Origin of the sequence: Rhizobium altiplani, assembly GCF_001542405.1 — a bacterium.
Taxonomy (GTDB): domain Bacteria; phylum Pseudomonadota; class Alphaproteobacteria; order Rhizobiales; family Rhizobiaceae; genus Rhizobium; species Rhizobium altiplani.
The window spans coordinates 15965-39219 of the sequence record NZ_LNCD01000115.1 but is presented as its reverse complement, the minus strand read 5'-3'; the positions used below and the strand labels follow the sequence as shown (position 1 = coordinate 39219).

21 protein-coding genes and 2 pseudogenes are annotated in these 23255 nt (G+C 61.1%); 11 read left to right on the top strand and 12 right to left on the bottom strand.

Annotation, left to right across the window (positions count from 1 at the left end; genetic code table 11):
- Positions 1-61 precede the first annotated feature (61 nt).
- Complete coding sequence (locus AS026_RS26945) at positions 62-1057, top strand: KpsF/GutQ family sugar-phosphate isomerase (RefSeq protein ID WP_062373049.1); 996 nt, start codon at positions 62-64, stop codon at positions 1055-1057.
- On the opposite strand, the gene AS026_RS26940 is transcribed toward AS026_RS26945, so the two are convergent.
- Entirely contained in the window at positions 1058-1513 is a 456-nt protein-coding gene (locus AS026_RS26940; protein ID WP_062373048.1) for an NfeD family protein, read from the bottom strand. It lies immediately after the preceding gene.
- Complete coding sequence (locus AS026_RS26935) at positions 1510-2523, bottom strand: SPFH domain-containing protein (protein WP_100248204.1); 1014 nt, start codon at positions 2521-2523, stop codon at positions 1510-1512. The genes AS026_RS26940 and AS026_RS26935 overlap by 4 nt, the downstream gene beginning before the upstream one ends.
- 203 nt (positions 2524-2726) lie before the next feature.
- Here AS026_RS26935 and queC point away from each other — a divergent pair, with 203 nt between their 5' ends.
- Genes queC through queE form a run of 3 tightly spaced genes read left to right on the top strand, consistent with a single transcriptional unit; the run spans position 2727 to position 4527 of the window.
- Positions 2727-3437 (top strand): 7-cyano-7-deazaguanine synthase QueC, encoded by a 711-nt coding sequence (gene queC / locus AS026_RS26930; RefSeq protein WP_062373045.1) that lies wholly within the window; start codon positions 2727-2729, stop codon positions 3435-3437.
- On the top strand, positions 3437-3793 hold the full coding sequence (gene queD / locus AS026_RS26925; RefSeq protein ID WP_025658026.1) for a 6-carboxytetrahydropterin synthase QueD: 357 nt from the start codon (positions 3437-3439) through the stop codon (positions 3791-3793). Before queC ends, queD begins: the two co-directional genes overlap by 1 nt.
- On the top strand, positions 3790-4527 hold the full coding sequence (gene queE / locus AS026_RS26920) for a 7-carboxy-7-deazaguanine synthase QueE (protein WP_025658027.1): 738 nt from the start codon (positions 3790-3792) through the stop codon (positions 4525-4527). Before queD ends, queE begins: the two co-directional genes overlap by 4 nt.
- On the opposite strand, the gene hemH is transcribed toward queE, so the two are convergent.
- Entirely contained in the window at positions 4528-5565 is a 1038-nt protein-coding gene (gene hemH / locus AS026_RS26915) for a ferrochelatase (RefSeq protein ID WP_018859921.1), read from the bottom strand.
- A gap of 122 nt (positions 5566-5687) precedes the next feature.
- Positions 5688-7571 (bottom strand): bifunctional metallophosphatase/5'-nucleotidase, encoded by a 1884-nt coding sequence (locus AS026_RS26910; protein WP_062373042.1) that lies wholly within the window; start codon positions 7569-7571, stop codon positions 5688-5690.
- A gap of 55 nt (positions 7572-7626) precedes the next feature.
- Between AS026_RS26910 and AS026_RS41770 the strand changes: the two genes are divergently transcribed.
- Positions 7627-7809 (top strand): hypothetical protein, encoded by a 183-nt coding sequence (locus tag AS026_RS41770; protein WP_131815347.1) that lies wholly within the window; start codon positions 7627-7629, stop codon positions 7807-7809.
- A 163-nt stretch (positions 7810-7972) separates the two neighbouring features.
- Here AS026_RS41770 and omp10 read toward each other — a convergent pair whose 3' ends face one another.
- The 5 genes from omp10 to AS026_RS26885 form a co-directional block, all read right to left on the bottom strand.
- Positions 7973-8341: an outer membrane lipoprotein Omp10 gene (gene omp10, locus AS026_RS26905; protein ID WP_018859923.1), complete on the bottom strand. Its 369-nt coding sequence runs from the start codon at positions 8339-8341 to the stop codon at positions 7973-7975.
- Between the two features lie 170 nt (positions 8342-8511).
- Complete coding sequence (locus tag AS026_RS26900; RefSeq protein ID WP_062373039.1) at positions 8512-9963, bottom strand: homospermidine synthase; 1452 nt, start codon at positions 9961-9963, stop codon at positions 8512-8514.
- A gap of 133 nt (positions 9964-10096) precedes the next feature.
- On the bottom strand, positions 10097-10972 hold the full coding sequence (locus AS026_RS26895; RefSeq protein WP_062373036.1) for a heme-dependent oxidative N-demethylase family protein: 876 nt from the start codon (positions 10970-10972) through the stop codon (positions 10097-10099).
- 100 nt (positions 10973-11072) lie between these two features.
- Positions 11073-12011 carry an MBL fold metallo-hydrolase gene (locus AS026_RS26890; RefSeq protein WP_062373114.1) on the bottom strand — a complete coding sequence of 313 codons (939 nt, stop codon included), beginning with the start codon at positions 12009-12011 and terminating at the stop codon, positions 11073-11075.
- 180 nt (positions 12012-12191) lie between these two features.
- The gene (locus AS026_RS26885; RefSeq protein WP_062373110.1) at positions 12192-12476 is read right to left on the bottom strand and encodes a YciI family protein; all 285 of its coding nucleotides are present in this window, start codon (positions 12474-12476) and stop codon (positions 12192-12194) included.
- 133 nt (positions 12477-12609) lie between these two features.
- On the opposite strand from AS026_RS26885, the gene AS026_RS26880 reads away from it, so the two are divergent.
- Positions 12610-13518 carry a sensor domain-containing diguanylate cyclase gene (locus tag AS026_RS26880; protein WP_062373033.1) on the top strand — a complete coding sequence of 303 codons (909 nt, stop codon included), beginning with the start codon at positions 12610-12612 and terminating at the stop codon, positions 13516-13518.
- Here AS026_RS26880 and AS026_RS26875 read toward each other — a convergent pair.
- The 3 genes from AS026_RS26875 to AS026_RS26865 are packed head-to-tail and all read right to left on the bottom strand — an operon-like array spanning position 13515 to position 17176.
- The gene (locus tag AS026_RS26875; protein WP_025658033.1) at positions 13515-14141 is read right to left on the bottom strand and encodes an aminotransferase class IV family protein; all 627 of its coding nucleotides are present in this window, start codon (positions 14139-14141) and stop codon (positions 13515-13517) included. The two genes, AS026_RS26880 and AS026_RS26875, sit on opposite strands and share 4 nt — an antisense overlap.
- Positions 14138-15298, bottom strand: a complete 1161-nt coding sequence (locus AS026_RS26870; protein ID WP_025658034.1) for an aminodeoxychorismate synthase component I — start codon at positions 15296-15298, stop codon at positions 14138-14140. The genes AS026_RS26875 and AS026_RS26870 overlap by 4 nt, the downstream gene beginning before the upstream one ends.
- A gap of 21 nt (positions 15299-15319) precedes the next feature.
- A complete protein-coding gene (locus tag AS026_RS26865) occupies positions 15320-17176 on the bottom strand; it encodes a M3 family oligoendopeptidase (RefSeq protein ID WP_062373108.1) in 1857 nt (618 codons plus the stop codon).
- Between the two features lie 208 nt (positions 17177-17384).
- Between AS026_RS26865 and AS026_RS26860 the strand changes: the two are divergent.
- From AS026_RS26860 to AS026_RS26845, 5 genes and pseudogenes are all read left to right on the top strand, one after another.
- Positions 17385-18648: pseudogene (locus AS026_RS26860) on the top strand (sigma-54-dependent transcriptional regulator); the annotation flags it as partial.
- A 65-nt stretch (positions 18649-18713) separates the two neighbouring features.
- Positions 18714-18938: pseudogene (locus tag AS026_RS44660) on the top strand (helix-turn-helix domain-containing protein); the annotation flags it as partial.
- 178 nt (positions 18939-19116) lie between these two features.
- Complete coding sequence (locus tag AS026_RS26855; protein ID WP_062373029.1) at positions 19117-21009, top strand: peptidoglycan L,D-endopeptidase MepK; 1893 nt, start codon at positions 19117-19119, stop codon at positions 21007-21009.
- A 170-nt stretch (positions 21010-21179) separates the two neighbouring features.
- The gene (locus AS026_RS26850) at positions 21180-22088 is read left to right on the top strand and encodes a LysR family transcriptional regulator (protein ID WP_062373026.1); all 909 of its coding nucleotides are present in this window, start codon (positions 21180-21182) and stop codon (positions 22086-22088) included.
- Positions 22089-22147: 59 nt separating this feature from the next.
- Entirely contained in the window at positions 22148-23254 is a 1107-nt protein-coding gene (locus tag AS026_RS26845; RefSeq protein ID WP_062373022.1) for an HPP family protein, read from the top strand.
- Position 23255: the final 1 nt, after the last annotated feature.

Genomic DNA, 23255 nt, shown 5'->3' with positions numbered 1-23255 from the left:
GCTGCGATGCCCGTGAGGGCAGCCGATGGACTCGGCGGATGAAAACCGCTAACGCAGTGCCATGATCAAGAGAGCGGTAAATGTCATCGAAAACGGTGTCCTGGAGTCTGCGAAACGGACGATCGGCACCGAGAGGCGGGCGCTTGAGGCCCTGGAGCGAGCTTTTGACGACGGCTTGGCCGGGCCTTTCATGCGGGCCGTCGAGACGATCAACGGCGTCACCGGTCGCGTCATCGTTACAGGCGTCGGCAAGAGCGGCCACATCGGTGTGAAGATCGCGGCGACGCTGGCGTCGACAGGAACGCCGGCCTTCTTTGTCCATGCGGCCGAGGCAAACCATGGCGATCTCGGGATGATCGGCGCGACGGATATCGTCCTTGCCCTTTCCAAGGGCGGCGAAAGTGCCGAGCTTCGCAGCATCATCGGCTATACGCGCCGGTTCTCGATTCCGCTGATTGCCGTCACATCTTCCGAAAGATCGTCGCTCGCCACGGCATCCGACATTGTCCTGTTGATGCCGAACGAGGAAGAGGCCTGTCCGCATGGGCTGGCTCCGACCACCTCGACGCTGATGCAGCTCGCCATGGGCGATGCGCTTGCCATCGCGCTGCTTGAGGCACGAGGCTTTACGGCGCGCGACTTTCACGTGTTCCATCCGGGCGGCAAACTCGGGGCGAGTCTCAGCCATGTCGCCGATTTCATGCATACGGGCGATCGCGTCCCGTTGGTGGCCAAGGGAACGCCGGTGCCGCTGGCGATCTCAACGTTGTCTCGGAAGCATTTCGGCTGCGTCGGTATTCTGGACGAGGATGAGCGCCTCTGCGGCATCATCACGGAAGGCGACCTGGCACGCAACCTGACGCGCAACCTCTCCGAGCTCGTTGTCGACGATATCATGACGCGGACACCAAAGACGGTGAAGCCGACAGTGCTGGCAACGGCCGCGCTTGCCATGCTCAACCAGCACAGCATCGGAGCACTGATCGTGGTCGACGACGACAACCGCCCGATCGGGCTCGTGCACTTCCATGATCTGCTGCGGATCGGCGTGGCCTGATCAGACCGGTTCTACCGTCAGATCGCGCCCGCTGCTCGCCACCACCTTTACCTTGGTGCCTACAGGCAGGTCCGGGCCGTTTACGAGCCAGAACGTATCGTCGAGGCGAATACGACCGCGCCCTTCGCGGATGGGCTCCGCCAGCGTCGCGGTGCGCCCGATGAGGCTTTCGGCCCGCTGATTGAGGAAAGGCTGATCGGTTTCACCGTGCTGCAGGGTCAGCTTGCGGCCGACCACTGTTGCCACGACTGCAAGAAGCGCAAAGAGGATGGCCTGAACCTGCCAAAGCCAGAAGCTGCTGTCCCAGAACAGTAGCGACAGCATGCCGACGATAAGGGCGGCAAGCCCGATCCAGACAAGGAAGACGCCCGGCGCGATCAATTCTGCGGCCAGCAGCACCAAGCCGGCGATCCACCAGCTCCATGGTCCGAGTTCCGCGACAAGGCTGGCGATCATGGCTCAGCGCTCCGTTGGCGGGTTGAAGGGTTGACGGCCGGGGTGGTTCGCGGGGTTGACTGCTGGCGTGGTGGTGGCGGCGGCGTCGGGTTGTCGCCGAAGACCTCCCTGGCGATCGCTCCAATGCCGCCAAGCGAGCCGATGATGGACGATGCCTCGACCGGCATCAGCACGACCTTCGAACTACCGGCGGTACCGATCGCGGTGAGAGCTTCGGTATATTTCTGGGCTACGAAATAGTTGACGGCCTGAATGTTGCCCGATGCAATCGCCTCGGACACCATCTTGGTTGCCTTGGCTTCTGCTTCGGCGAGGCGTTCTCGAGCCTCGGCGTTGCGGAAGGCGGCTTCGCGCTGACCCTCGGCCTGCAGGATTGCCGATTGCTTGGAGCCCTCGGCACGCAGGATCTGAGCGTTACGGGAGCCTTCGGCCTCCAGCACCTGCGCGCGCTTCTCGCGTTCGGCCTTCATCTGCCGCGCCATGGCGTCCACCAGGTCGCGTGGTGGCTGGATGTCCTTGATCTCGATGCGCGTCACCTTGATGCCCCAAGGCCGGACGGCATCGTCGACGACGTGCAGCAGCCGGTCGTTGATGGCATCACGGTTCGAGAGCAATTCGTCGAGATCCATCGACCCCATGACGGTACGGATGTTGGTCATCGTCAGGTTCAAGACGGCATTCTCGAGGTTCGCGACCTGATAGGCTGCCTCGGCGGCGTTGAGGACCTGGTAGAAAGCGACGGCGTCGGTCGAGATGGAGGCGTTATCCTTGGTGATAACCTCCTGGGTCGGCACGTTCAGGACCTGTTCCATGACGTTCATGCGGGCGCCGATACGCTCGATGAAGGGGGTGATGAGGTTGAGGCCGGGCTCCAGCGTGCGCGTATAGCGGCCGAAACGCTCGAGGGTGTAGCGGTAGCCCTGCGGCACGATCTTGATGCCTGCAAACAGCACGAGGATGACGAAGATCACCAGTGCTATGACGACGATATCGAAGCCACTCAGAACCATGAAACTCCCCCGCGATAGAATCGACTGATGCAACCTTAGACGAGCCGGCCTGAAACGCCAGCATCTTCGGCTGGCGGAGCTATCCGGTTTATGGATTCGATATGGGATGTCAGTCGACTATTCACAACGGGAGCGCTTTGCATTAGAAGGCGCGCAGGAAATACCGGTCGCAGCCCACCCGGTCAAAACAAGGGATCCTCATCATGAAGACGATCGTCATCTGCTCCGGCGGATTGGACTCCATTTCGCTCGCCCATCGCGTGGCGGCGGAGCATCAGCTTATCAGCCTGCTTTCCTTCGATTACGGACAGCGCCACCGCAAGGAACTGGACTTTGCCACAGCCTGCGCCAAGCGGCTCGGCGTACCGCACCAGATCATCGACATCCGCACCATCGGCCGGCACCTGACGGGTTCGGCCTTGACCGACGATGTCGACGTGCCCGACGGCCACTATGCCGAGGAGACGATGAAGGCGACCGTGGTGCCGAACCGCAACTCAATCATGCTTGCAATCGCGTTCGGTCTCGCAGCGGCCCAGAAAGCCGACGCGGTCGCCGTTGCCGTGCATGGCGGCGACCACTTCATCTATCCCGATTGCCGCCCGGGCTTCATCGATGCTTTCCAGGAGATGCAGAACCAGGCGCTGGATGGCTATGCCAGTGTTTCGCTGCTGGCTCCCTACGTCAACGTCTCGAAAGCCGATATCGTTACCGATGGTGCGAAATACGGGACGCCATTTGCCGAGACATGGTCCTGCTACAAGGGCGGTACGCGCCATTGCGGACGGTGCGGCACCTGCGTCGAGCGGCGCGAGGCCTTTCATCTGGCCGGCGTTGCCGACCCCACGGAATACGAGGATCCGGATTTCTGGGTGGCGGCCACAGCAGGCTATTCGGCCAGGGAGGTGAAGTGATGTTTCGCATCACCAAGGAGTTTCACTTTTCCGCGTCGCATCAGCTGACGCATCTGCCCGCCGACCACCAGTGTGCTCGCCTGCACGGTCACAACTATATTGTCGTAGTGGAACTGGCCGCCGCCGAACTCGACGAGAACGGCTTCGTTCGAGACTATCAAGAGCTTTCGCCGCTGAAGTGCTACATCGACGAGCGCTTCGACCATCGGCATCTGAATGAGGTGTTCGGCCATGATCGCGTGACCTCGGAATATCTCGCCAAGCACTTCTACGACTGGTGCAAGGAGCGACTGCCGGAGACTTCCGCCGTGCGCGTCAGCGAGACACCGAAGACCTGGGCGGAATACCGACCATGAGCGGGGCTCGCGAGGCCCAGATCCGCGTCAGCGAGATCTTCGGGCCGACGATCCAGGGGGAAGGCGTCCTGATCGGCCTGCCGACCGTCTTCGTTCGCACCGGCGGCTGCGATTATCGCTGTTCTTGGTGCGACAGCCTGCATGCTGTGGATAGCGAGTATCGCGATCAATGGCTGCCGATGACCGTCGATGGCATATGGGCGGAGGTGACGCGGCTCTCCGGCGGCAAGCCTCTGATGGTCTCGCTGTCGGGTGGCAACCCGGCGATCCAGCCGCTTGGCGGTCTGATCGCGCATGGGCATGAGCAAGGCTACAGATTCGCGCTGGAAACGCAGGGGAGCGTCGCCAAGGAGTGGTTTGCCGATCTTGATGTGCTGGTGCTGAGCCCGAAGCCGCCCTCGAGCGGCATGGCGACGGATTGGGATGCGTTCGAGGTCTGTCTCAAGATGGCGGCCTGCGGGCCCGATATCGCGCTGAAGATCGTCGTCTTCGACGACCGCGACTATGCCTATGCCCGCGAGGCGGCGGCGCGCTATCAAGATCTGCCAGTCTATCTGCAGCCGGGGAACCACACGCCTCCGCCGCCTGACGACGACGATGCGCGCGTCGATATCGACGGTATCATGGACAGGATGCTGTGGCTGGTCGACAAGGTGACCGAGGACCGGTGGTTCGAGGCCCGTGTGCTGCCCCAGTTGCATGTTCTGCTCTGGGGCAACAAGCGCGGCGTCTGATCAGGCCCAGCCGAGCAGTTCGCGGCGAACGACCTTTTCGAGCACCCGCATGCCATCCTCGCTGTCGTTGAGGCAGGGGATGTGAGCGAACTTCTCGCCGCCATTCTCATGGAAGGAATGAGCGGCCTGCTCGGCGATTTCTTCCAGTGTCTCCAGACAGTCGGACACGAAACCGGGGTTCAGAACGGCGATCTTCTTGACGCCGTCTTGGGCCAGCTTCTCCACCGTCTTGTCGGTATAGGGCTGCAGCCACTCTTCCGGCCCGAAACGGGATTGGAAGGTCACCATGAACTTGTCTTCCGGCAGTCCCAGCCGTTCGCGCAGCAGGCGGCCGGTCTTCTGGCACTGGCAATAATAGGGATCGCCAAGCTTGAAATAGGACATAGGAATGCCGTGGAAGGAGGCGAGTACCATGTCCGGCTGCCAGTCGAGCGTCGCCAAATGGTTCTTCACCGAATTGGCAAGCGCTTCGATGTAGGTCTCGTCGTCGTGATAGTCAGGGACGGTCCGCAGCGCCGGCTGCCAGCGCATCTTGAGTAGCTGCTGGAAGGCCTTGTCGTTGACGGTTGCCGTCGTTGCGGCGGCGTATTGCGGATAAAGCGGGAAAAGAACGATGCGATCGCAACCCTCGTCCTTCAGCGCCTCGATGCGCGATGGAATCGAGGGCGTGCCATAGCGCATTGCCCAATCCACCTTCACGTTTGGCAGGTCCTTCAAGCGTTCGGCCATGAGATCGGACTGGTTGCGCGTGTAGGTGCGCAGGTAGCTCTCGTTCCTGTCCTTGTTCCAGATCGTCTCATAGGCCTTGCCCACCTTTTGCGGGCGCGTGTTGAGGACGATGCCGAAGAGGATCGGGTACCACTTCCAGGGTGACCACTCGATGACGCGCTTGTCGGTCAGGAATTCCTTCAGGTAACGGCGCATGGACGTGTAATCGGTGCCATCGGGCGTGCCCAGATTAACGAGCAGGACGCCGACCTTGCCTGATTTGACGGGCGGGTGGTCCGCCGGGCGGTGCGCAGTTTCAATGGTCGTCATTTAAACCCTTGGTGTCTTGTCTGACCGGCTCACACGCAGCCGGACTTCGGTGGTTCACCCTATAGAAACAAAAGCCGGTCCGCGGAACCCCGGACCGGCTTTCAGAATCGAGACAAATCGTCTTACTTCGACGGAATCTGCAGTTCCTTACCGATCGTCAGGTGGCGTGGCTCCGGCGTGCCGTTGGCGTCGGAAATCTTCTTCCAGAGCGCGCCCTCGCCATAGAACTGCTTGGAGAGATCCCAAAGCGTATCGCCGGCGGCGATGACGTGGTTGGTCGGCGTATTCGGGGCGAGCGCTGCGGGAGCTGCCGCGGTGGGTGCCGTAGAAGCTGCCGGTGCTGCCGGGGAGGCGGGCGCGGCCTGTGCGGGTGCCGTCGTGGCAGCTGCCTGGGTACCGGAGGCTGCGACTTCGGTCACGCGACCGTCCGTATAAGGCTTGTAGGGCGAGTGCGCTGCAAGATATTCGGCAGTCACGTCGGCGAGGTCCGGTCCGAAGTCGTAGGCATTCTTGCCCGCCGTCTCGAAGATCGAGTAGCCATCGCCACCTGCACGCATGAAGTTGTTGGTGACGACGCCGTAGGTCTTAGCATCGTCGAGCGCCACGAAGGCGTCGCCTTCCTTCGCTTCGACGGAAACGAGGCGGCTGCCGGCAGGTTTGGTCTTATCGAAGGTGTATTTCAAGCCCGATACCTGAGGGAAACGGCCGGCGCCCTGTTCAATCTGGCTCAGGCCATTTTCGAGAGCCTTGCGGATATCGGCACCCGTCAGCTGGAAGGTCGCCAGCGTGTTCTGGAACGGCAGCACGGTGATGACTTCGCCCTGAGTGACGTCGCCGGCATCGATCGAGGCGCGGAGACCGCCGCCATTCTGGATGGCGACGCTCATGCCCTGGCTCTTGCCGCGGTCGAGCATGGCGTCGGCGACGAGGTTGCCCATTGAGCATTCCTCGACGCGGCAGACAGTGCGGTCGCCTTGGATCGGGGCTTCGCTGGAACCGATGACCTTCTTGCGCAGTTCTTCGATCGGCTTGGCGAGTTCGGCGATACGCGCGGTGAGGCTCGGATCCGGAGTGAAGGAGAAATCGATCAGGATCGGGTCGCCCTTGGCGTCCTTGACGACGCCGTTGTCATCGAAGGTGACGACGAGGTCGCCGAGATACTTGCTGTACGATGCCGCCTGAACCACCGGCACCTTGTAGCCGCCGGGATTGTCGACCATCGTCGGGTAGGGGCCTTCCGCCTTCGGGTCGGTGTTGGACAGCAGGCTGTGCGAATGGCCGCCGACGACGACGTCGACATCGGGGATCTTGGCGATGGCTGCGAGGTCGCGCGGATAGCCGACATGGGTCAGCGCGATGATCTTGTTGATGCCTTGCTTCTTCAAGTCTTCGACGGCCGCGGTGATGGACTGCACGTCGTCGGCGATCATCACCTTCGGGCCGGGCGAGGACAGTTCTTCGGTATCGTTGGTCACGGCGCCGACGATGCCAATCTTCTGGCCGCCGACCTCAAGCACCAGCGAAGGCTTGATGCGATCGCCGAGCTTGGAGCCGTCACCGGCCAGGACATTGGCCGAAATGACTGGGAATTGCACCTTGTCGAGGAAGGTCGCCAGGCCATCCTCGCTGTCGTCGAACTCGTGGTTGCCGACGGTCATGACGTCGAACTTCATGTCATTCAGCATTTCGGCTTCGACCGCGCCCTTGTAGGTCGTGTAGAAGAGCGATCCCTGGAAATTGTCGCCGGCATTCAGCAGCAGCGTGTTCTTGCCGTTCAGAGCGGCGCGACGCTGGTCGATCGCGGTCTTCAGGCGGGCGGCGCCGCCGAAGCATTCCTTCTTGCCTTCTTCCTCGGCCGAGCAGGTGGAATCGAACTTGTTGATCGACTCGATGCGCGAATGGAAATCGTTGATGTGAAGGATATTGAGTTCGTAATCGGCAAAAGCGGCGCTGCTTGACAGCGCCAGCATCGACGCGGTCAACAGACCGAACTGAAAATTCGTCATCCTGCTCTCCTGATTTTTCGGCGAAGCCATATCCCCTGCGCTCCGCCGTCCCTAGGTGATCAATGTTTCCACCAAGCATTTAGCGGCGGCAAGAGAAAAAGCTGTGACAGAAGCGGCGCATTCCAAGGGCGGTAAACGAAAAACCTCGCGAGAGGCTGCTTTTCAACAAACCCTAGAGCTGTTTTCTTTTTTCGAACGACGAAAATCCGCTCAGGCTGCGAACGCAGTCATCCTCTGAAACCGGCTTGTTGAGAATTTGAGGACGGCCAGCGTGATCTCGCGGCAGCAACGTGACGTCAATCGGTCGCCCGACCCCGTTCTATAAATAACGGCGGTCGCGTCCTCGGGGCCTTTTGGCAGACCAGAACCATTTAGTCCAACGCAAATCGAACCTTACAGCTCTACATGCGGCGCGTGAGCGTGAATTGGGAACCGGCGTCGGAGGTGCAATTGAGCTGGCTCTGGGTCACCAGCGCGCAGTTGACCTTGGATTGCGTCTTGCGCACCAGCGAGGTCATGTTGATCTCGACCAGCGACGGGGAGGTGTTCACATAAGTGCCCGACGCGAGAAGCTGGTTGCTGTCGGTCGTGCGCGTGGTGAAGGTTCCGGCCTGGAATGTGGAGATGATGCCGTTCGGATCCGACCATGAACCCTCAACGCCTGTCTGAGCCGGGGTTGCAGCGACCGGTACCGGGCGCGGCGACGACGTGGTGCAGGCGCTCAACGCCGCGGACGCGCCGATGAGGACAAGGAGGGGTCTGATTCTCATGAGTTTCTCCCGGGGCTTCGGAACGAGAACTATCCGTGTGGTTGTGAAACACATGGCGCGAGCTGGTAGTTAAGGCAAGACTTCAAGGTCTCATGACGGCATTTATACAGCAGGCGTTACAAAAATGCCCGCCGCAAGGCGGGCATCTTCAAATGCGGTTCGGGCTGGCATCAGCGAACGAGGATGTTCTTGAACTGCCACGGATCCTTGGTGTCGATCTCTTCCGGGAAGAGCCCCGGGCGACCTTCCAGCGGCGTCCACTCGGTGTAGTGGCCTTCGACCGGGCCAAGGTACCGGCTCTGCACCTCGAGGCAGCGCTTGTAGTCGATTTCGTCGGCTTCGACGATACCGGCCGTCGGATTTTCAAGGGCCCAGACCATGCCGGCGAGAACGGCGGAGGTGACCTGCATGCCCGTCGCGTTCTGGTAAGGCGCGATGCGGCGCGTTTCCTCCAGCGACAGGCGTGAACCGTACCAGTAAGCGTTCTTCTCATGGCCGTAGAGCAGGACGCCGAGTTCGTCGATGCCGTCCTCCAACTCGTCCTCGTCGAGAACGTGGTGAACCGGCTGCGGGTTGCCGCCGTTGCCGAACATCTCATGCATCGAGAGAACCGCGTCGTTCGCCGGATGGTAGGCGTAGTGGCAGGTAGGACGGAAGGTGACTTCGCCGTCCTTGTCGCGAACGGTGAAGAAGTCGGCGATCGAGATCGCCTCGTTGTGCGTTACGAGGAAGCCGTACTGCGGACCGGGGGTCGGGCACCACGTGCGGACGCGAGTGTTGGCGCCCGGCTGCTCGAGGTAGATACCAGCCTTGCAACCCTTCTTGTGCTTCTTGCCGTTCTTCGGCATCCAGTTTTCGTGGGTGCCCCAGCCGAGTTCGGCCGGCTGCAAGCCTTCGGAGATGAAGCCTTCGACCGACCAGGTGTTCCAGAAGACGTTAAGCGGCTTCGGATGCTTGGTACGCTGCGTGTCGCGCTCGGCGATGTGGATGCCCTTGACGCCGACCTTCTTCATCAGCTTCGCCCAGCCTTCGCGGTCGTGCTGATCCGGCTCTTCGAACTTCACACCGATATCGTTGGCGAGGTTGACGAGCGCCTTCTTGACGAACCACGAAACCATACCCGGGTTTGCGCCGCAGGTGGAGACAGCAGTCGGACCGCCCGGGTTCTTCGCCTTTTCCTTGCGAAGAGTTTCACGCAGTGCGTAGTTGGTGCGGTCGGCATTCTTCATGCTCTTGTCGAAGTAGAAACCGAGCCAGGGCTCGATGACGGTATCGATGTAGAGAGCGCCGAGCTTGCGGCAGAGCTTCATCAGGTCGACCGAACCGGTGTCGACGGAGAGATTGACGCAAAAACCCTGGCCACTGCCTTCGGTCAGAAGCGGCTTCAGCAGTTCCTTGTAGTTTTCCTTCGTGACATGAGCCTTGATGTGCTTCACGCCATGCTTTGCCATGATTTCGGTGTGATCTGCGTCGTCGCGCGGGTCGATGACTACCATCCGGCTCTTGTCGAATTTGAAGTGGCGCTCGATCAGCGGCAGGGTACCGCGGCCGATGGAGCCAAAGCCGATCATCACGATCGGGCCAGTAATTTCGGCATATACCGGGTGGGTTTGTTCCGTCATTCTTTCTTTTCTCCTGTGGAAGGCGACGAAGGCGATAGGCCTTTAGGAATTCATCTGGAAATTGCGCAGAGAATGCTAGATTATCGGCTCTAACCACAAAACGGCGTCACAATAAAGAGCGAGAGCATAAAACTCAGGCGGGAGAGAGGGTGTCCGCGAGCGCTCGAAGCTTCGCGACGAGTTCGTCCTTCTGCAGTATCAGACCTTTATAGGCCGCCTGCTGCTCATCGAGACTATCCAGCTGCGCGGCGAAGCTTCCGGCAAGTTTGGCGGCATTCGGGTGGTCGGCGATCGCGGCTATCGGATCGACATAGACGCGGATGGTGAACAGAATATCGCCCGACTTCGGCAGTTTGTGCAGCGTCTGGCGCTCGACGCGAGCAAAGCGCTCGGCGAGCGTGAACGGGTCGGCCGACGGCGGGCGGCGGTGTTTGGAGAGTGGCAAAAATAGTTCATCCGTGACGTTCACGGACCAGTTCAGCCGTTCCACAGGTTGCGAAACCTGCAGGTTATCGAAGATGCGGGTGATGAGTGCCGCGTTACGCGTACCTTCGCCGAAACCGGGCACGTCGGCGTGAATCGCCTGCATCGGGCGACCGAACTTCTCCTGCAGCGACCATGAGGACGGGAAGGCGACAAAGCCGGCGCCAAGATGCCAGCCGTCTTCCCTGCGTCGCATGATGACGAGATCGTCCTGCACCAGCAGGCCGGCACGCAGCAGGGGCGGTGCATCCGGCTCGGTTGCATGGGCAACGGTGTCGGCAAGCTTCGGATGATATTCCGCAAGATAAGCCAGCAGGAGATCGAAGACCTCCTGCTGTGCCTCCGCGGTATCCGCCTCGGCAACGAAGATCTCGTCGCGATGTGTCTCGATCAGGCGTCGTTTCTCGCCGACATAGCGGGCCCAATCGTCATCCGGCTCGATCCAGCGGCTAGGATCGAGCGGCATCAAACCGATGGTGAAAGGCCGGGCGGAGCCGCCATAGGGTGTATAGGTCAGAGGCGTCATGATCGCACTCTATGCCGCCAATGTCCCCCGATGGAAGACCGTCCGCCACAGACTGTCCGGATGGGGCCAGATTTGGCTCATGCCCTGACCCGACAAGCCCTCAGTAGTCCCAGAAGACCGGCACCCAACGAAAATCGTCGCCCTCGACTGCAACGTGGCCAACGGACGGGAACGGCAGATGCGTGGCGACCAGCAGTCCGCCGGTCTCCGCCAGCTCCCGCAAAAGTCGGACCCGGACGCGGGCCGCTTCTTCTGGATCGTGTTCGAAACCGTTATACCAGTCGGGGTGTTCGAACCCGACCGCGAACACGGCGTCGCCGGCAAACATCAGCCGGTCGTTGCCGGACGCCACGCGGACCACGCTGTGCCCAGGGGTGTGACCGCCGGTACGTGTGGCGACCACGCCCGGCGCCACCGCTTGCTCTTCATCGAACAGCCGCAGATGGCTGCGGTATTCTTCCGTGAACCGTTTGGCGGCCGCCCGAAGCGCGTCCGGGAACCCCGGCGGCATCGAGACGCGGGAGAAATCGGGCGCCTCCCAGAATTTGACCTCGGCGGCCGCCACGTGAATCCGCAGGTCCGGCCGCAGCCGCTCTTTCACTCCGTCGACCAGCAATCCGCCAACGTGGTCCATGTGCATGTGGGTCAGCACGACGTCGGTGACGAATCCAAGATCGATGCCGGCCGCCTCCAGTCGCTTGGCCAACTGCCCTGCCCGCGGCAAGTTCAAGTTCGGGTCAAACCCCAGCCCAGCGTCGATGAGTATGGTCTGCCCGCCGCTGCGCACCACGACCACGTTCAGCGCCCAGTCGAAAGCGTCCGGCGGCAGGAACATGTCCTTAAGCCAGGCCGCCCGGGCGGTCGGGTCGGCGTTATGTCCCAACATCGCGGTTGGAAGCGGCAGTACCCCATCGCTGACCACCAGCACGTCAATCTCACCGACCCGGACCGCGTAGCGCGACGGGACCAACTCTTCGGGCCGCAATCTGCCGGGCTGTGAGGTGTTGTTCTGGGTCATACCTGACTTCTGCTGACCCATCGTACCGCGTTTTGCTTCAGCCTGTGACATAATGCGCTCCTGTTTTTCGTGAGAGACATATCGGGCAACGGTCTATGCGGACTCTATGGTGAAGCGTTTTGGCGGTCGAGGTACACCTAAGTTTGGGGCGGCCCGTGCTCCAAGTAGAGCACAGTGAATTGGCGGTGCGCCGGTTGTGAATCAGCCCTTTAAAATATCCAATCCCTCGATAGTCGTGGTGATGGCGACCTCGGTGATCTCGTATTCGGCGATGCCATGCACCGTGAAGGGATCTTTTGCGACGTAGGCCTCGATTTCGGCATGCTGACCGACCGCGAGCACCACGCCGCCAGTTCGCGGCACCTTGCGGCCGGAGGCGATGAACCAGCCTTTTGCATAGCCTTCCTTGACCCAGGCCATATGCGGCTCCATATGCCTGTCGGCTTCCTCGTTCGGCTTCACATAGGTCAGGGCGAGGATGAACATCGCAGAATTTCCTTTCGGGGTGTTGTGTTCCGATGCATGTGAATATTCAATCGGCGCCGAGCCATCCATCTTCTTTTTTGAGCTCTGCGCCAAAGTGCGAACCATTGTTTGCAGCGTGCCCCGGAACAATTGGATGAACCAGATATCTGAGCGGTTTGCCGAATTGCAGGAAGAAAGCGCGGTCCTGATCGCCGTTTACGATCAGGAAGACCGGTTGCGCTATGCAAATGCTGCCTTTCGTTCGACTTTCGCCATTGAACCGGACGAGACTCCCTTGTGGTCGGAACTCATGCGGCGCAATACGAAGGCGGGCAAGGGGACGATCATTCGCACTGCTGATTTCGAGACTTGGCTCGTTTCCGCGCAATCGCGCCGGGGCAAGCTGCCGTTCAGGGCGTTCGAAACCGACGTCGTCGACGGTCGCTGGTTCTGGATGACCGAGACCGTGCAGAAAGACGGCTGGATGCTTTGTGTTGCCAGCGACATCACCTGTCTGAAGCAAAGCGGGCGAGACGTACGGCAGGACCGCGACTTTGCGCTGCGGGCCTCGCAGACGGATGAGTTGACCAGTATTTCCAACCGTCGCTTCATGATGGCGGCGCTGGAGAGCCTGATCGCGGGGCAGGCCTCTGCCAATCCCGGCACTGTGGGCTGCATCTGCATCATCGACCTTGATTTCTTCAAGCGCATCAATGACATCTATGGCCACCAGTTCGGCGACGATGTGCTGATTGATTTCTCACGCCGCGTGCAGCCGGTTATCCGCCGACGTGACAGCTTCGGGCGGATCGGCGGCGAGGAATTCATGTTGATCCTGCCGGATACGACCCTGGCGCAGGCCGAACTGATCATAGAACGCCTCATCGGAATGGTGCGCGGCGCGCGTCCGATACCCACCGCACCGTCCTTCTCTTACACCTGCTCTGCAGGGTTGGCTGAGTTGCGGCCAGGAGAGACGGCGCGCGAGGTCTATGCCCGCGCCGACGAAGCCCTGTATCACGCCAAGCAAAGCGGCCGCGATCGGTTGAAGATCGTGGCCTAGCTGAGGAGGCGGGCCGGTATCAGTCCGCGCAACGAATTACCCATATAGAGTGTTCCGGCTGTCAGATCGTGGACAGAGATGCGTCCAACCCGCGCCTTGCGCTGGCAGATCAACTCGGTGCGCAAGACGCCGGCGAGCAGGCCGCAGGAGATTGGCGGCGTGCGCAACACGCCTGATCCGTCGTCGAGAAAGACTGAGGTGATGGTGCCTTCGCAGACCTCGCCGCGCTCGTTCAGAAGCAGAACTTCGTCAACTTCGGACGACGGATATTCGGCGCGTGCGGTCTCGTAGACACCACGGCGCGTCGTTTTCATCCGCAGCAATTTGTCGGCAGAATCGAGACGGGTTTCGGCAATCCGGACCTTCCATGTGGTGCCTTCTGGTATCGGCGCGAAGGGAGCCGTGGTGACCTCGATCTGCCCCAGCCGGTCGAGCGTCAGACGCGTTCGCCGTGCCGTTGTGGCGCTGCTAACCGCTTCTTTCAGTTTCGCGGCAGCATCCGTGGGGTCTGGAAAGCCGATGCGGCGCGCGGAGCGCGAGAGGCGCGCCAGGTGCAGGCGCAGCCTGACGAAACCGGCTTCGGGTTCCCAACGCAGTGTTTCGAGCAGCGAGAAGTCGTTCATCGCGCGATCTCCTGATCGCCGATCGCAAACCGCGCTTTCAGCAGGCACTCCTCGTATTCGGCTTCGGCGGTGGAATCAAAGACGATGCCGCCGCCGACGTTGAAGACCGCCTTGCCATCGGAAAAGAGGCTAATGGTGCGGATCGCCACAGAGAAGCGCATGCCGCCGCCGGGCGCAATCAAGCCGATCGCGCCGCAATAGGCGTCGCGCGGTGTGTCTTCCAGCGCGTGCAGGATCTGCATGGCACTGAGTTTTGGGGCGCCGGTGATCGATCCGCAGGGAAAGAGGGCAGCGAAGATATCGCGAATGGTCAGATTCGGAAGGAGTTTCGCCTGCACGTGGCTGACCATCTGGTGGACGGTCGGATAGGTCTCGATGTCGAAGAGTTTCGGGACATCCAGGGTGCCGACCTCCGTGATGCGCGAGATGTCGTTGCGCAGCAGATCGACGATCATGCGGTTTTCGGCTTGCGTCTTTATGTCGTCGCGCATCGCGGCGACGATTGCCGCGTCCTCGGTATCATCGGCCCCGCGTTTTGCCGTTCCCTTCATCGGATGTGTTTCGATCCAGCCCTCTTCGTCGGTGCGGAAGAAGAGCTCGGGCGAGCGTGAAAGCAGGATGGGGCCGCCGAGATCGACCAGCGCGCCGTATTTCACAGGCTGCCTCGAAATCAGCGACCAGAAGGCGGCGCGCGGATCGCCGGACCAGCGGGCGGTGATCGGCATGGTGAGGTTTGCCTGGTAGCAATCGCCCTGACGTAGGTGCCAATGCAGGCGATCGAATCGCTCTTTATATCGAGCAAAGTCCCAACCGGCCTTGGGCTCGCTCAGGAATTCGTCGTTTTCGCTGCGGTGTGTCTGCTGCGCGAGAGGATGGGTACCGGCTTCGGGAGTATCGAAGACGCCGAAGGCGAGCAGCGGGGTCTCCCGGCCTTCAGGCAGGAAAGCGGCGAGCTTTTCCTCGAAGAGGTAGCCGGCTTCATAAGCCATGTAGCCCGCCAGCCATTTGCCAGCCGCTTTTGCCTCTTCCATACGGGCAAGGCCCGCAAGGAACTCGGCGCGCGTCCGGGCAATGATGATCTCCGACGGATCGGAAAAGAGCATCACTTGCCCGGTCGTGTCATCCCGGAACAGAACGTAGCGTTCAGCCTTGGTCATGCCTGCCTTTGGATCGAGAGCTTATGCGCTCTTATCAAGCGCTTCCAATTCGTCGATCAGCCCTTCGATCATCGACAACCCCTTGCTCCAGAACGACGGATCGGTGGCGTCGAGGCCGAATGGCTTCAAAAGCTCCGAATGATGCTTGGTGCCGCCCGCCTTCAGAAGCTCGAAATACTTCTCCTGAAAGCCCTTGTCGGCCTTCTGGTAGACGGCATAGAGCGAGTTCACCAGGCAATCGCCGAAGGCGTAGGCGTAGACGTAGAAGGGCGAGTGGATGAAGTGCGGGATATAAGCCCAGTAGGTCTCGTAGCCTTCCGAGATCTTGATCGCCGGCCCGAGGCTTTCGGACTGCACTGAGAGCCAGAGTTCTCCGATATCATCCGATGTCAGTTCGCCGGCCTTGCGGGCGGTGTGGACTTTGCGCTCGAACTCGTAGAAGGCGATTTGGCGCACGACCGTATTGATCATGTCCTCGACCTTCTGGGCAAGCATCGCCTTGCGCTCACGCTTGTCCTTGGTCTTGTCGAGAAGGGCGCGGAAAGTCAGCATTTCGCCGAAGACGGATGCGGTTTCGGCAAGCGTCAGCGGCGTCTGGCACATAAGCGCGCCCTGGGCGCCGGCCAGAACCTGATGGACGCCATGGCCAAGCTCGTGGGCGAGCGTCATCACGTCGCGCGGCTTGCCGAGATAGTTGACGAGCACATAGGGGTGCGCCGACGGAACGGTCGGGTGCGCGAAGGCGCCGGGCGCCTTGCCGGGGCGGACGGGGGCGTCGATCCACTGCTCGTCGAAGAAGCGCTTGGCGATTGCGGCCATCTCCGGCGCAAAGTCGTCATAGGCCGACAGCACCGTGTCCTTCGCCTCGTTCCAGGAAATCACGGCATTGGAGGTTTCCGGCAGCGGTGCGTTGCGGTCCCAGAAGTTCATTTGGTCCATGCCGAGCCATTTTGCCTTCATCTTGTAGTATCGGTGCGAGAGGCGGGGATAGGCTTCCTTGACGGCAGCCGCCAGCGCGTCGACCACCTCGCGCTCGACACGGTTGGCAAGATGCCTGCTGTCAGCAATGTCCTCGAAGCCGCGCCAGCGGTCCGAGATGTCCTTATCCTTGGCGAGCGTGTTGGTGATCAGCGCGAAGATGCGCAGGTTTTCCTTGAAGGTCTTCGCCAGCGCCATCGCAGCCTTATGGCGAACCTCAGGATCCTTTTCCTGCAGCATGTTCAGCGTGACTTCGAGCGGCAGCTTCTCGCCGTCGACCTCGAAGCGCAGGTCCGCCATCGTCTCGTCGAACAGGCGGTTGAAGGCAGCCGCCGAGGTCATCGATTTTTCTAGGAACAGCTGTTCGAGCTTGTCTTCCAGCTGAAAGGGCTTGTCCTTGCGCAGGTCGATGAGCCAGGGTCGGTAGTGGCCGGCATCCGGGTCGTTTGCCATGCAGGCATTGATGACGGCGTCGTCGATGCGATTGAGTTCAAGCGCGAAAAACAACAGATGGCTGGAGAATTCGGTGATCTTTGTCTGGGCGTCACCATAGAGCTTGCCGTTCACCGGGTTCGATGTGTCGGAGAAATAAGTAAGGCCGGCAAAGGAGCCGAGGCGCCCGATAATGTCGTCCAGCGCCTCATACTCCTTCAGTGCCTGACCGATGCCCTCGGCGCCTTTTTTTGTCGCGGCATCGGCAAGCTTGCCCTTCCACTTCTCTTCGAAGGCGATTGCCTGTCTGCCGGCCTTCTCCATGTCGGCGGTAAAGGCCGTGGACGTTGCGGAGGGGTAGAGATCCTGCAGCTTCCAAGTCGGCAGTTCGCCCAGAGCGGCGTCGGTCGCGGAGGCAGCAGAACTTGCCGAAAAATTAATGGCGGTGCCGGAGAGCGTGTTTTTCATCATCGGGGTCCTCTTCCTCTTTTGCGACAGGCTTGACTGTCTATGCCGCTAAAGGCTTGGCATCAAGGGGCTTTCGCCTGCCCACAAGCTCCGTTTCGGGTCGGATTCGGCCTCGTCACAAACGTTAAAATGCAATTGTTTCTCAAAACTGGATGTTCAAGCCTTTCTGCCAGAGTGCCTCTCAGGTTTCGCATGAAGTGAGGCAGCAATGACCGGTTACCATGAGCTCAAGGGTGCAGCGCAGATACTCGTCGTCGAGGACGACCCGATCCAGCGTCGACTGCTCAAGAACGCGATAGAGCGTCACGGCCACGTCGTCCATCAGGCGGAAAACGGCCGGATCGGGCTGGAGATGGTGAAGAGAGGCAGCGGCCTCTACAATGTCATCGTTCTCGACCTGATGATGCCGGAGATGACGGGCCTCGAATTCCTCGAGGCACTGCACGAATTCGGCACGCATGTTCCGGTGATTGTCCAGACAGGGCAGGGCGGTATCGAGACCGTGGTGCAGGCAATGCGCGCCGGCGCCTTCGATTTCGTCGTCAAGCCGGTCTCTCCGGAGCGGATTGCCAATTCGATCTCCAACGCCCTGAAGCTCGACCAGCGCGAGGTCAAGGCACGCGCCGGCCGCCGATCGCGCTCCGGCGCCGTCGGCTTCGATGACATCGTGTCGGCCAGCCCGGCAATGCTCCGCGTCATCGATCTGGCGCAGCGCGCAGCGCAGTCGAACATTCCTGTCGTGCTTGAAGGCGAGTCCGGCGTCGGCAAGGAACTGGTCGCCCGTGCGATCCAGTCCGGCAGCGACCGTTCCGGCAAGCCATTCGTCACGGTCAATTGCGGCGCCATTCCGCACAATCTGGTCGAAAGCATTCTCTTCGGCCACGAAAAGGGCGCCTTCACCGGTGCCACCGAAAAGCATATCGGCAAGTTCATGGAAGCCGATGGCGGCACCATCTTCCTCGATGAGATCGGCGACCTGCCGCTCGAGGTTCAAGTCAAGCTGCTGCGCGCCGTCCAGCAGGGGGAAATTGAGACCGTTGGCGCGCGCACTGCGCACAAGGTCAATGTCCGGCTGATTTCGGCGACCAACAAGGATCTGATCGAAGAGGTCAAGAACGGCCACTTCCGCGAGGACCTCTACTATCGCCTGAATGTCTTCCCGATCACCATTCCCGCGCTCCGCAAGCGAAAGGAAGACATTCCGCATCTCGTGCGCGTCTTCACCGAGCGCTTCTCGAGCGAGCAGAAGAACGGCCATCGTATGTCGGTTAGCTCCGGTGCATTGGCTTTGCTCACAGCCTATGACTGGCCGGGCAATATCCGCCAGCTCGAGAACGCGATCTTCCGCGCGGTGGTCCTCGCCGAAGGCGGTGAGCTGACCGAAGCGGATTTCCCGCAGATTGCGGCACAGCTGCCCGAATACGAGGTCGTTGATCATTTGGCGCTGGTCGCCGACAACACGCGTGTCGATCGACAAAACGACTTTTCAGCCACCGACTATCCGGCCCATCAGGCCAGCGTCGAAGAGGCGGTTGCACGAATCACGGAGGCGCCCGACAACGCAATTGCGAGCACAAACCCTGCCGGGGACGTGCGCAAGCTCGCGGATGTCGAGGAAGAACTGATCCGATTCGCCCTTAAATTCTATCGGGGGCAGATGAGTCAAGTGGCTCGGAAATTGGGTATCGGAAGGTCCACATTGTACCGGAAACTCAAGGATTACGGCATAGACCCCGACAATCCGCTGAAGGACGCGGCATAGGATTTCTAATTAACTCTCCGGCAATCATCTTTTGTTACGAAACATAAACCACTTGTTAGTGGGCTGTTCACTATGTAAAGAAAAGGTTGAACGCGTGTGGCATTTTTGCCATCGTGTGACCGCATTTAACAGTCAACGGTGTCAAAGAGGGACCATCGGCTGTCTGACGGGGATTGAGTTGCCGGATCTGAATCGGAATACGAGACCTTCGCGCTTGAACTGGCGCACTAGGTCCACGGGCCTTTGCGGAAAGGTGTTTAGGACGGCTATGGCCGCCCTTCTCGCACTCGCCGTTTCGTCGCCTGTTCTAGTCAGTTCGCCTTCCGAGGCGGCAGGCGAAACGCGTAGTCTCAAACTCTATTTCGTCCATACCGGCGAAAAAGCCGTCATCACCTACAAGCGCAACGGCCGGTTCGACCCGAAGGGTCTCCAGCAACTGAACCGGTTCCTTCGTGACTGGCGTAAGAACCAGCCGACGAACATGGACCCGCGCCTTTTCGACCTCATCTGGGAAGTCTACCGTCAGAGCGGCTCGCGCGACTACATCAACGTCGTCTGCGGCTTCCGTTCTCCGGCCACCAACGCCATGCTGAAGTCGCGTTCGCGCAATTCCGGCGTCGCCGAGAAGAGCCAGCATATGCTTGGCAAGGCGATGGATTTCTTCATTCCCGACGTCAAACTGGCTACTTTGCGCGGTATCGGCATGAAAATGCAGGTCGGCGGCGTTGGATTCTATCCGAAATCCGGCTCTCCCTTCGTCCACATGGACGTTGGCGGCGTCCGCGCCTGGCCGCGCATGAGCCGCGAAGAACTGGTCCGGCTCTTCCCCAACGGCAACACGATGCACATCCCATCGGATGGCCGTCCGCTGCCGGGCTACGAGCAGGCGGTGGCCGATTACAAGCGTCGCGTGAGCTCGACGCAGGTGCAGATGGCAAGCTCCGGCGCCTATTCGGGCTCGTCGGTCGGCGATCAGCCAAAGCATAAGACGCTGTTTGCAGCCCTGTTTGGAGGCGGCGCCGACGAGGCCGAAGACAGCTCCGATGATGATAGCAGCGCAGCAGTGGCGGTCGCGAAGGCGACGCCGCCAGCGGCTAACATGCCGAACGCCGCCAATCCCGGCGAGCAAGCGCCCGCGCAGGCTACTGAAGTCGCAAGTGTAAACGCGCCGATTCCGCAGGTGCGTCCGGCGTTCGCCAATCAGCCAGGCGGTAGCGAGATGGCCAGCGCCCTCGTCGCTCCGCAATCCGGAAATGCAGCGCAGCAAGCCCTTTCCGCTGTGACCGAGCAAGGTCAGCAGCAGTTCGCGGATCTCAGCGCCTACAGCGTACCGGTTCCTTCCCTACTCGGACCGCGCCGCTCTCCAGGAGACGCGGAAGTCGCCTCGGCTGATCCATCTGCGATGACGGGGAATCTCGCAGCGGTTCCGACGCCGGGTGAACGACCGGCGCTTGCCGAGAAGCTTCTGGCCGCGGCGAGTGCCGATGCCGAAGCTGAGGACGACATGGTGGACCAGGAAGATACGCTTTCTCCGGCCGTTGCCGATGCCCTCGACCAGCAAAATGTTGATGGCGATCGTCAAGTCGCATCCAACCAGGCGCCGGTCACGAGCGTCGAGCAGGCTATTAACGCGGCAATGCCGCAAAAGGTTCCGGGCGAAAGGCCGCAATTGCAGCTTGCCGCTCTGATGCCGGCGACGAAGTCCGCAAGCTTCGGCGATGCGTTCGATGCACCGAAGCCGACCGATGCGAATGGACTGTCGCAGGGCCTGCCGACCAAGGGCGGCCGCCCGACGAAGCATGAGGCGGCAGAGGCCGACGCCAGCCGCGCAACGGTTCGCACCGAGCCGAAGCTGACGCAGAAGATCATCTCGCAGTGGGCGCTCACCAATGCCCGCATGGAAATGGTCACCAAGCCGGTCAAGGCGCCGCGCTTCGTCAGCCAGACGCTTCGTGCCCAGCCGACCGCGGTCTATGCCGAGGGCTTCACGAAGACAGCCTCCATCGATCCGGGCCGCTTCAGCGGCACTGCGGTCAACTTCATGGAAGTGCGGAAGTTCGACTCGAACTAAGTCGGACAGAACAGGAATTTCGAAGAGCCGTCGGAGCAATCCGGCGGCTCTTTTGTTTTCCGAGCCAGGGCGGGAAAATCGGGCAACGCGGTCACATCCCAGAAAGAGCGGTTGATTTTCGTTTCCATTTAGAGAATAAAGCGCCTCCCGTATTCTTTTCGAGCGAATATATGGATCTGTCGTCAATTGAAATCTTCAAGGCAGTCGCGGCGCATTCCAGCGTCACGAAGGCGGCGGCCGCAATGGGGCGTGTGCCGTCGAACGTCACGACGCGCGTCCAGCAGCTCGAAGAGGATCTTGGGGTGGCGCTGTTTTCTCGAGACGGCAAAAAGATGTCGTTGACGCGCGAAGGCACGATCTTTCTATCCTATGCGACACGTCTTGCCGATCTGGCCGTGGAAGCAAAGCAGGCCGTGCGGCCGCTGGCTGCATCGGGCGTGATGCGCGTCGGAACGATGGAAAGCACGGCCGCGAGCCGACTCCCCGACGTTATCAGGCGGTTCGGGTCGCTGTGGCCCGACGTTTCCCTGCAATTGACGATGGGGGCGACACGGGAGCTCATGCAGAGCGTGCTCGCCGAAGAGCTGGATTGCGCGTTGATCGCGCGGCCGCCGCAGACGTCGCTGGACGAGACGCGCTATGCCGATCTCGACCTCGGCCGGTTTGAAGCGCGGCGGATCTATCTCGAGGATCTGATCCTCGTCCTTCCGCCGAAGCATCCCGAGGTGAAAGCCGCAGCCGATCTGCGTGTCGGGACGCTCGCCGTGATGGAACCAGGCTGCACCTATCGGCGCATGGCCGAGGAGTGGGCTGAGGCCGCCGCTTCGCCGCGCACGCTCGAGCTCGGCTCCTATCATGCGATCCTCGCCAGCATTGTCGCCGGCAACGCCTTCGGCGTCATGCCGCGCTCCGTCTACGACCTTCTGCGCTGGCCCGCCGATATCGTCACCCGCGAGATTGGCGCAGTCGAGACATTTCTCGTTCGCCGCAAGGGTGACCGATCGGACGCGTTCGAGGCTTTTCACGATGTCCTCATTGCCTCGAGGGGCAGGGACGGTCTCTCACCTCCAAGCGGCTGACCTCTGCGCGCAACCTTCTTGCAACCCGCACGCTTCGTTTCACAAACTGTCGGTTCGTCATGTCAGATTCCAGCACTCTCAAGGCCCTCGGCCGCCACTTGTTTTCGCCGATCCTCGCCGGCGCCACGCTCCGTGAGCGCATGCTTGCCTGCCTTGGCGCGCTGATTGCGATCGCGCTGACAGGCATGGTCTGTGGCTACTTCTTCGGCCAGGGCCCGCACCTGCCGCTAATCGTCGCGCCGATGGGGGCTTCGGCCGTGCTGCTTTTCGCCGTGCCGGCAAGTCCGCTGGCACAGCCCTGGTCGATCATCGGCGGTAACACGATTTCGGCGATGATGGGCATTCTCGCCGCGCACTTCATTCATGAACCGATCATCGCGATCGGCGTCGGCGTCTCGTTGGCGATCGGCGCAATGTCGTTCACCCGCTGCCTTCACCCGCCGGGTGGCGCCGCGGCGCTGACCGCCGTGCTGGGCGGCCCGGCGGTAGCGAGCTGGGGGCTGCTTTTCCCCTTTGTGCCGGTGGCGCTGAATTCCTGCATCCTGGTGGCGCTCGGCATTGTTTTCCATAAACTGGGACGGCGAAACTATCCGCACGTCGCCGTGCCGGCGCCGGTCAATACGCATCAGACGATCGATCCGCCGTCCGTGACACGGATAGGCTTCCGCGAGGAAGACGTCGACGCGGCGCTGGCGAAGTTCGAGGAAACGTTCGATATCGACCGCGGCGACCTGAGCCGCTTGCTGCGGCAGGTCGAGGTGGAGGCTGCCGTTCGTTCCCATGGCACCGTCAGCTGCGCCGACATCATGTCGCGTGATGTGATTGCGGTCGGGGAGAACGCCACGGCGGAGGAGGCGCGCGCGCTGCTTTTGAAGCACAACATCCGCACGCTGCCCGTTAAGGATGGCAGTGGGCGATTGATCGGCACGGTCGGGCTGCGCGAATTGATGCAGGCCGAGCAGGTTGCCGGCCATATCGTGACGGCGGCAACCGCTCCTCCGGATGCGCCGGCCGTCAGTCTGTTGCCCGTCTTGACGGACGGGCGCACCCACGCCGTTGTCATCGTCGATCCCACCGGCCATGTCGTCGGGCTCATCTCGCAGACGGACCTGCTAAGCGCCACGGCCCACATGCTGCCGGAACGGACGGCGCGGATCGCGGCCTGAA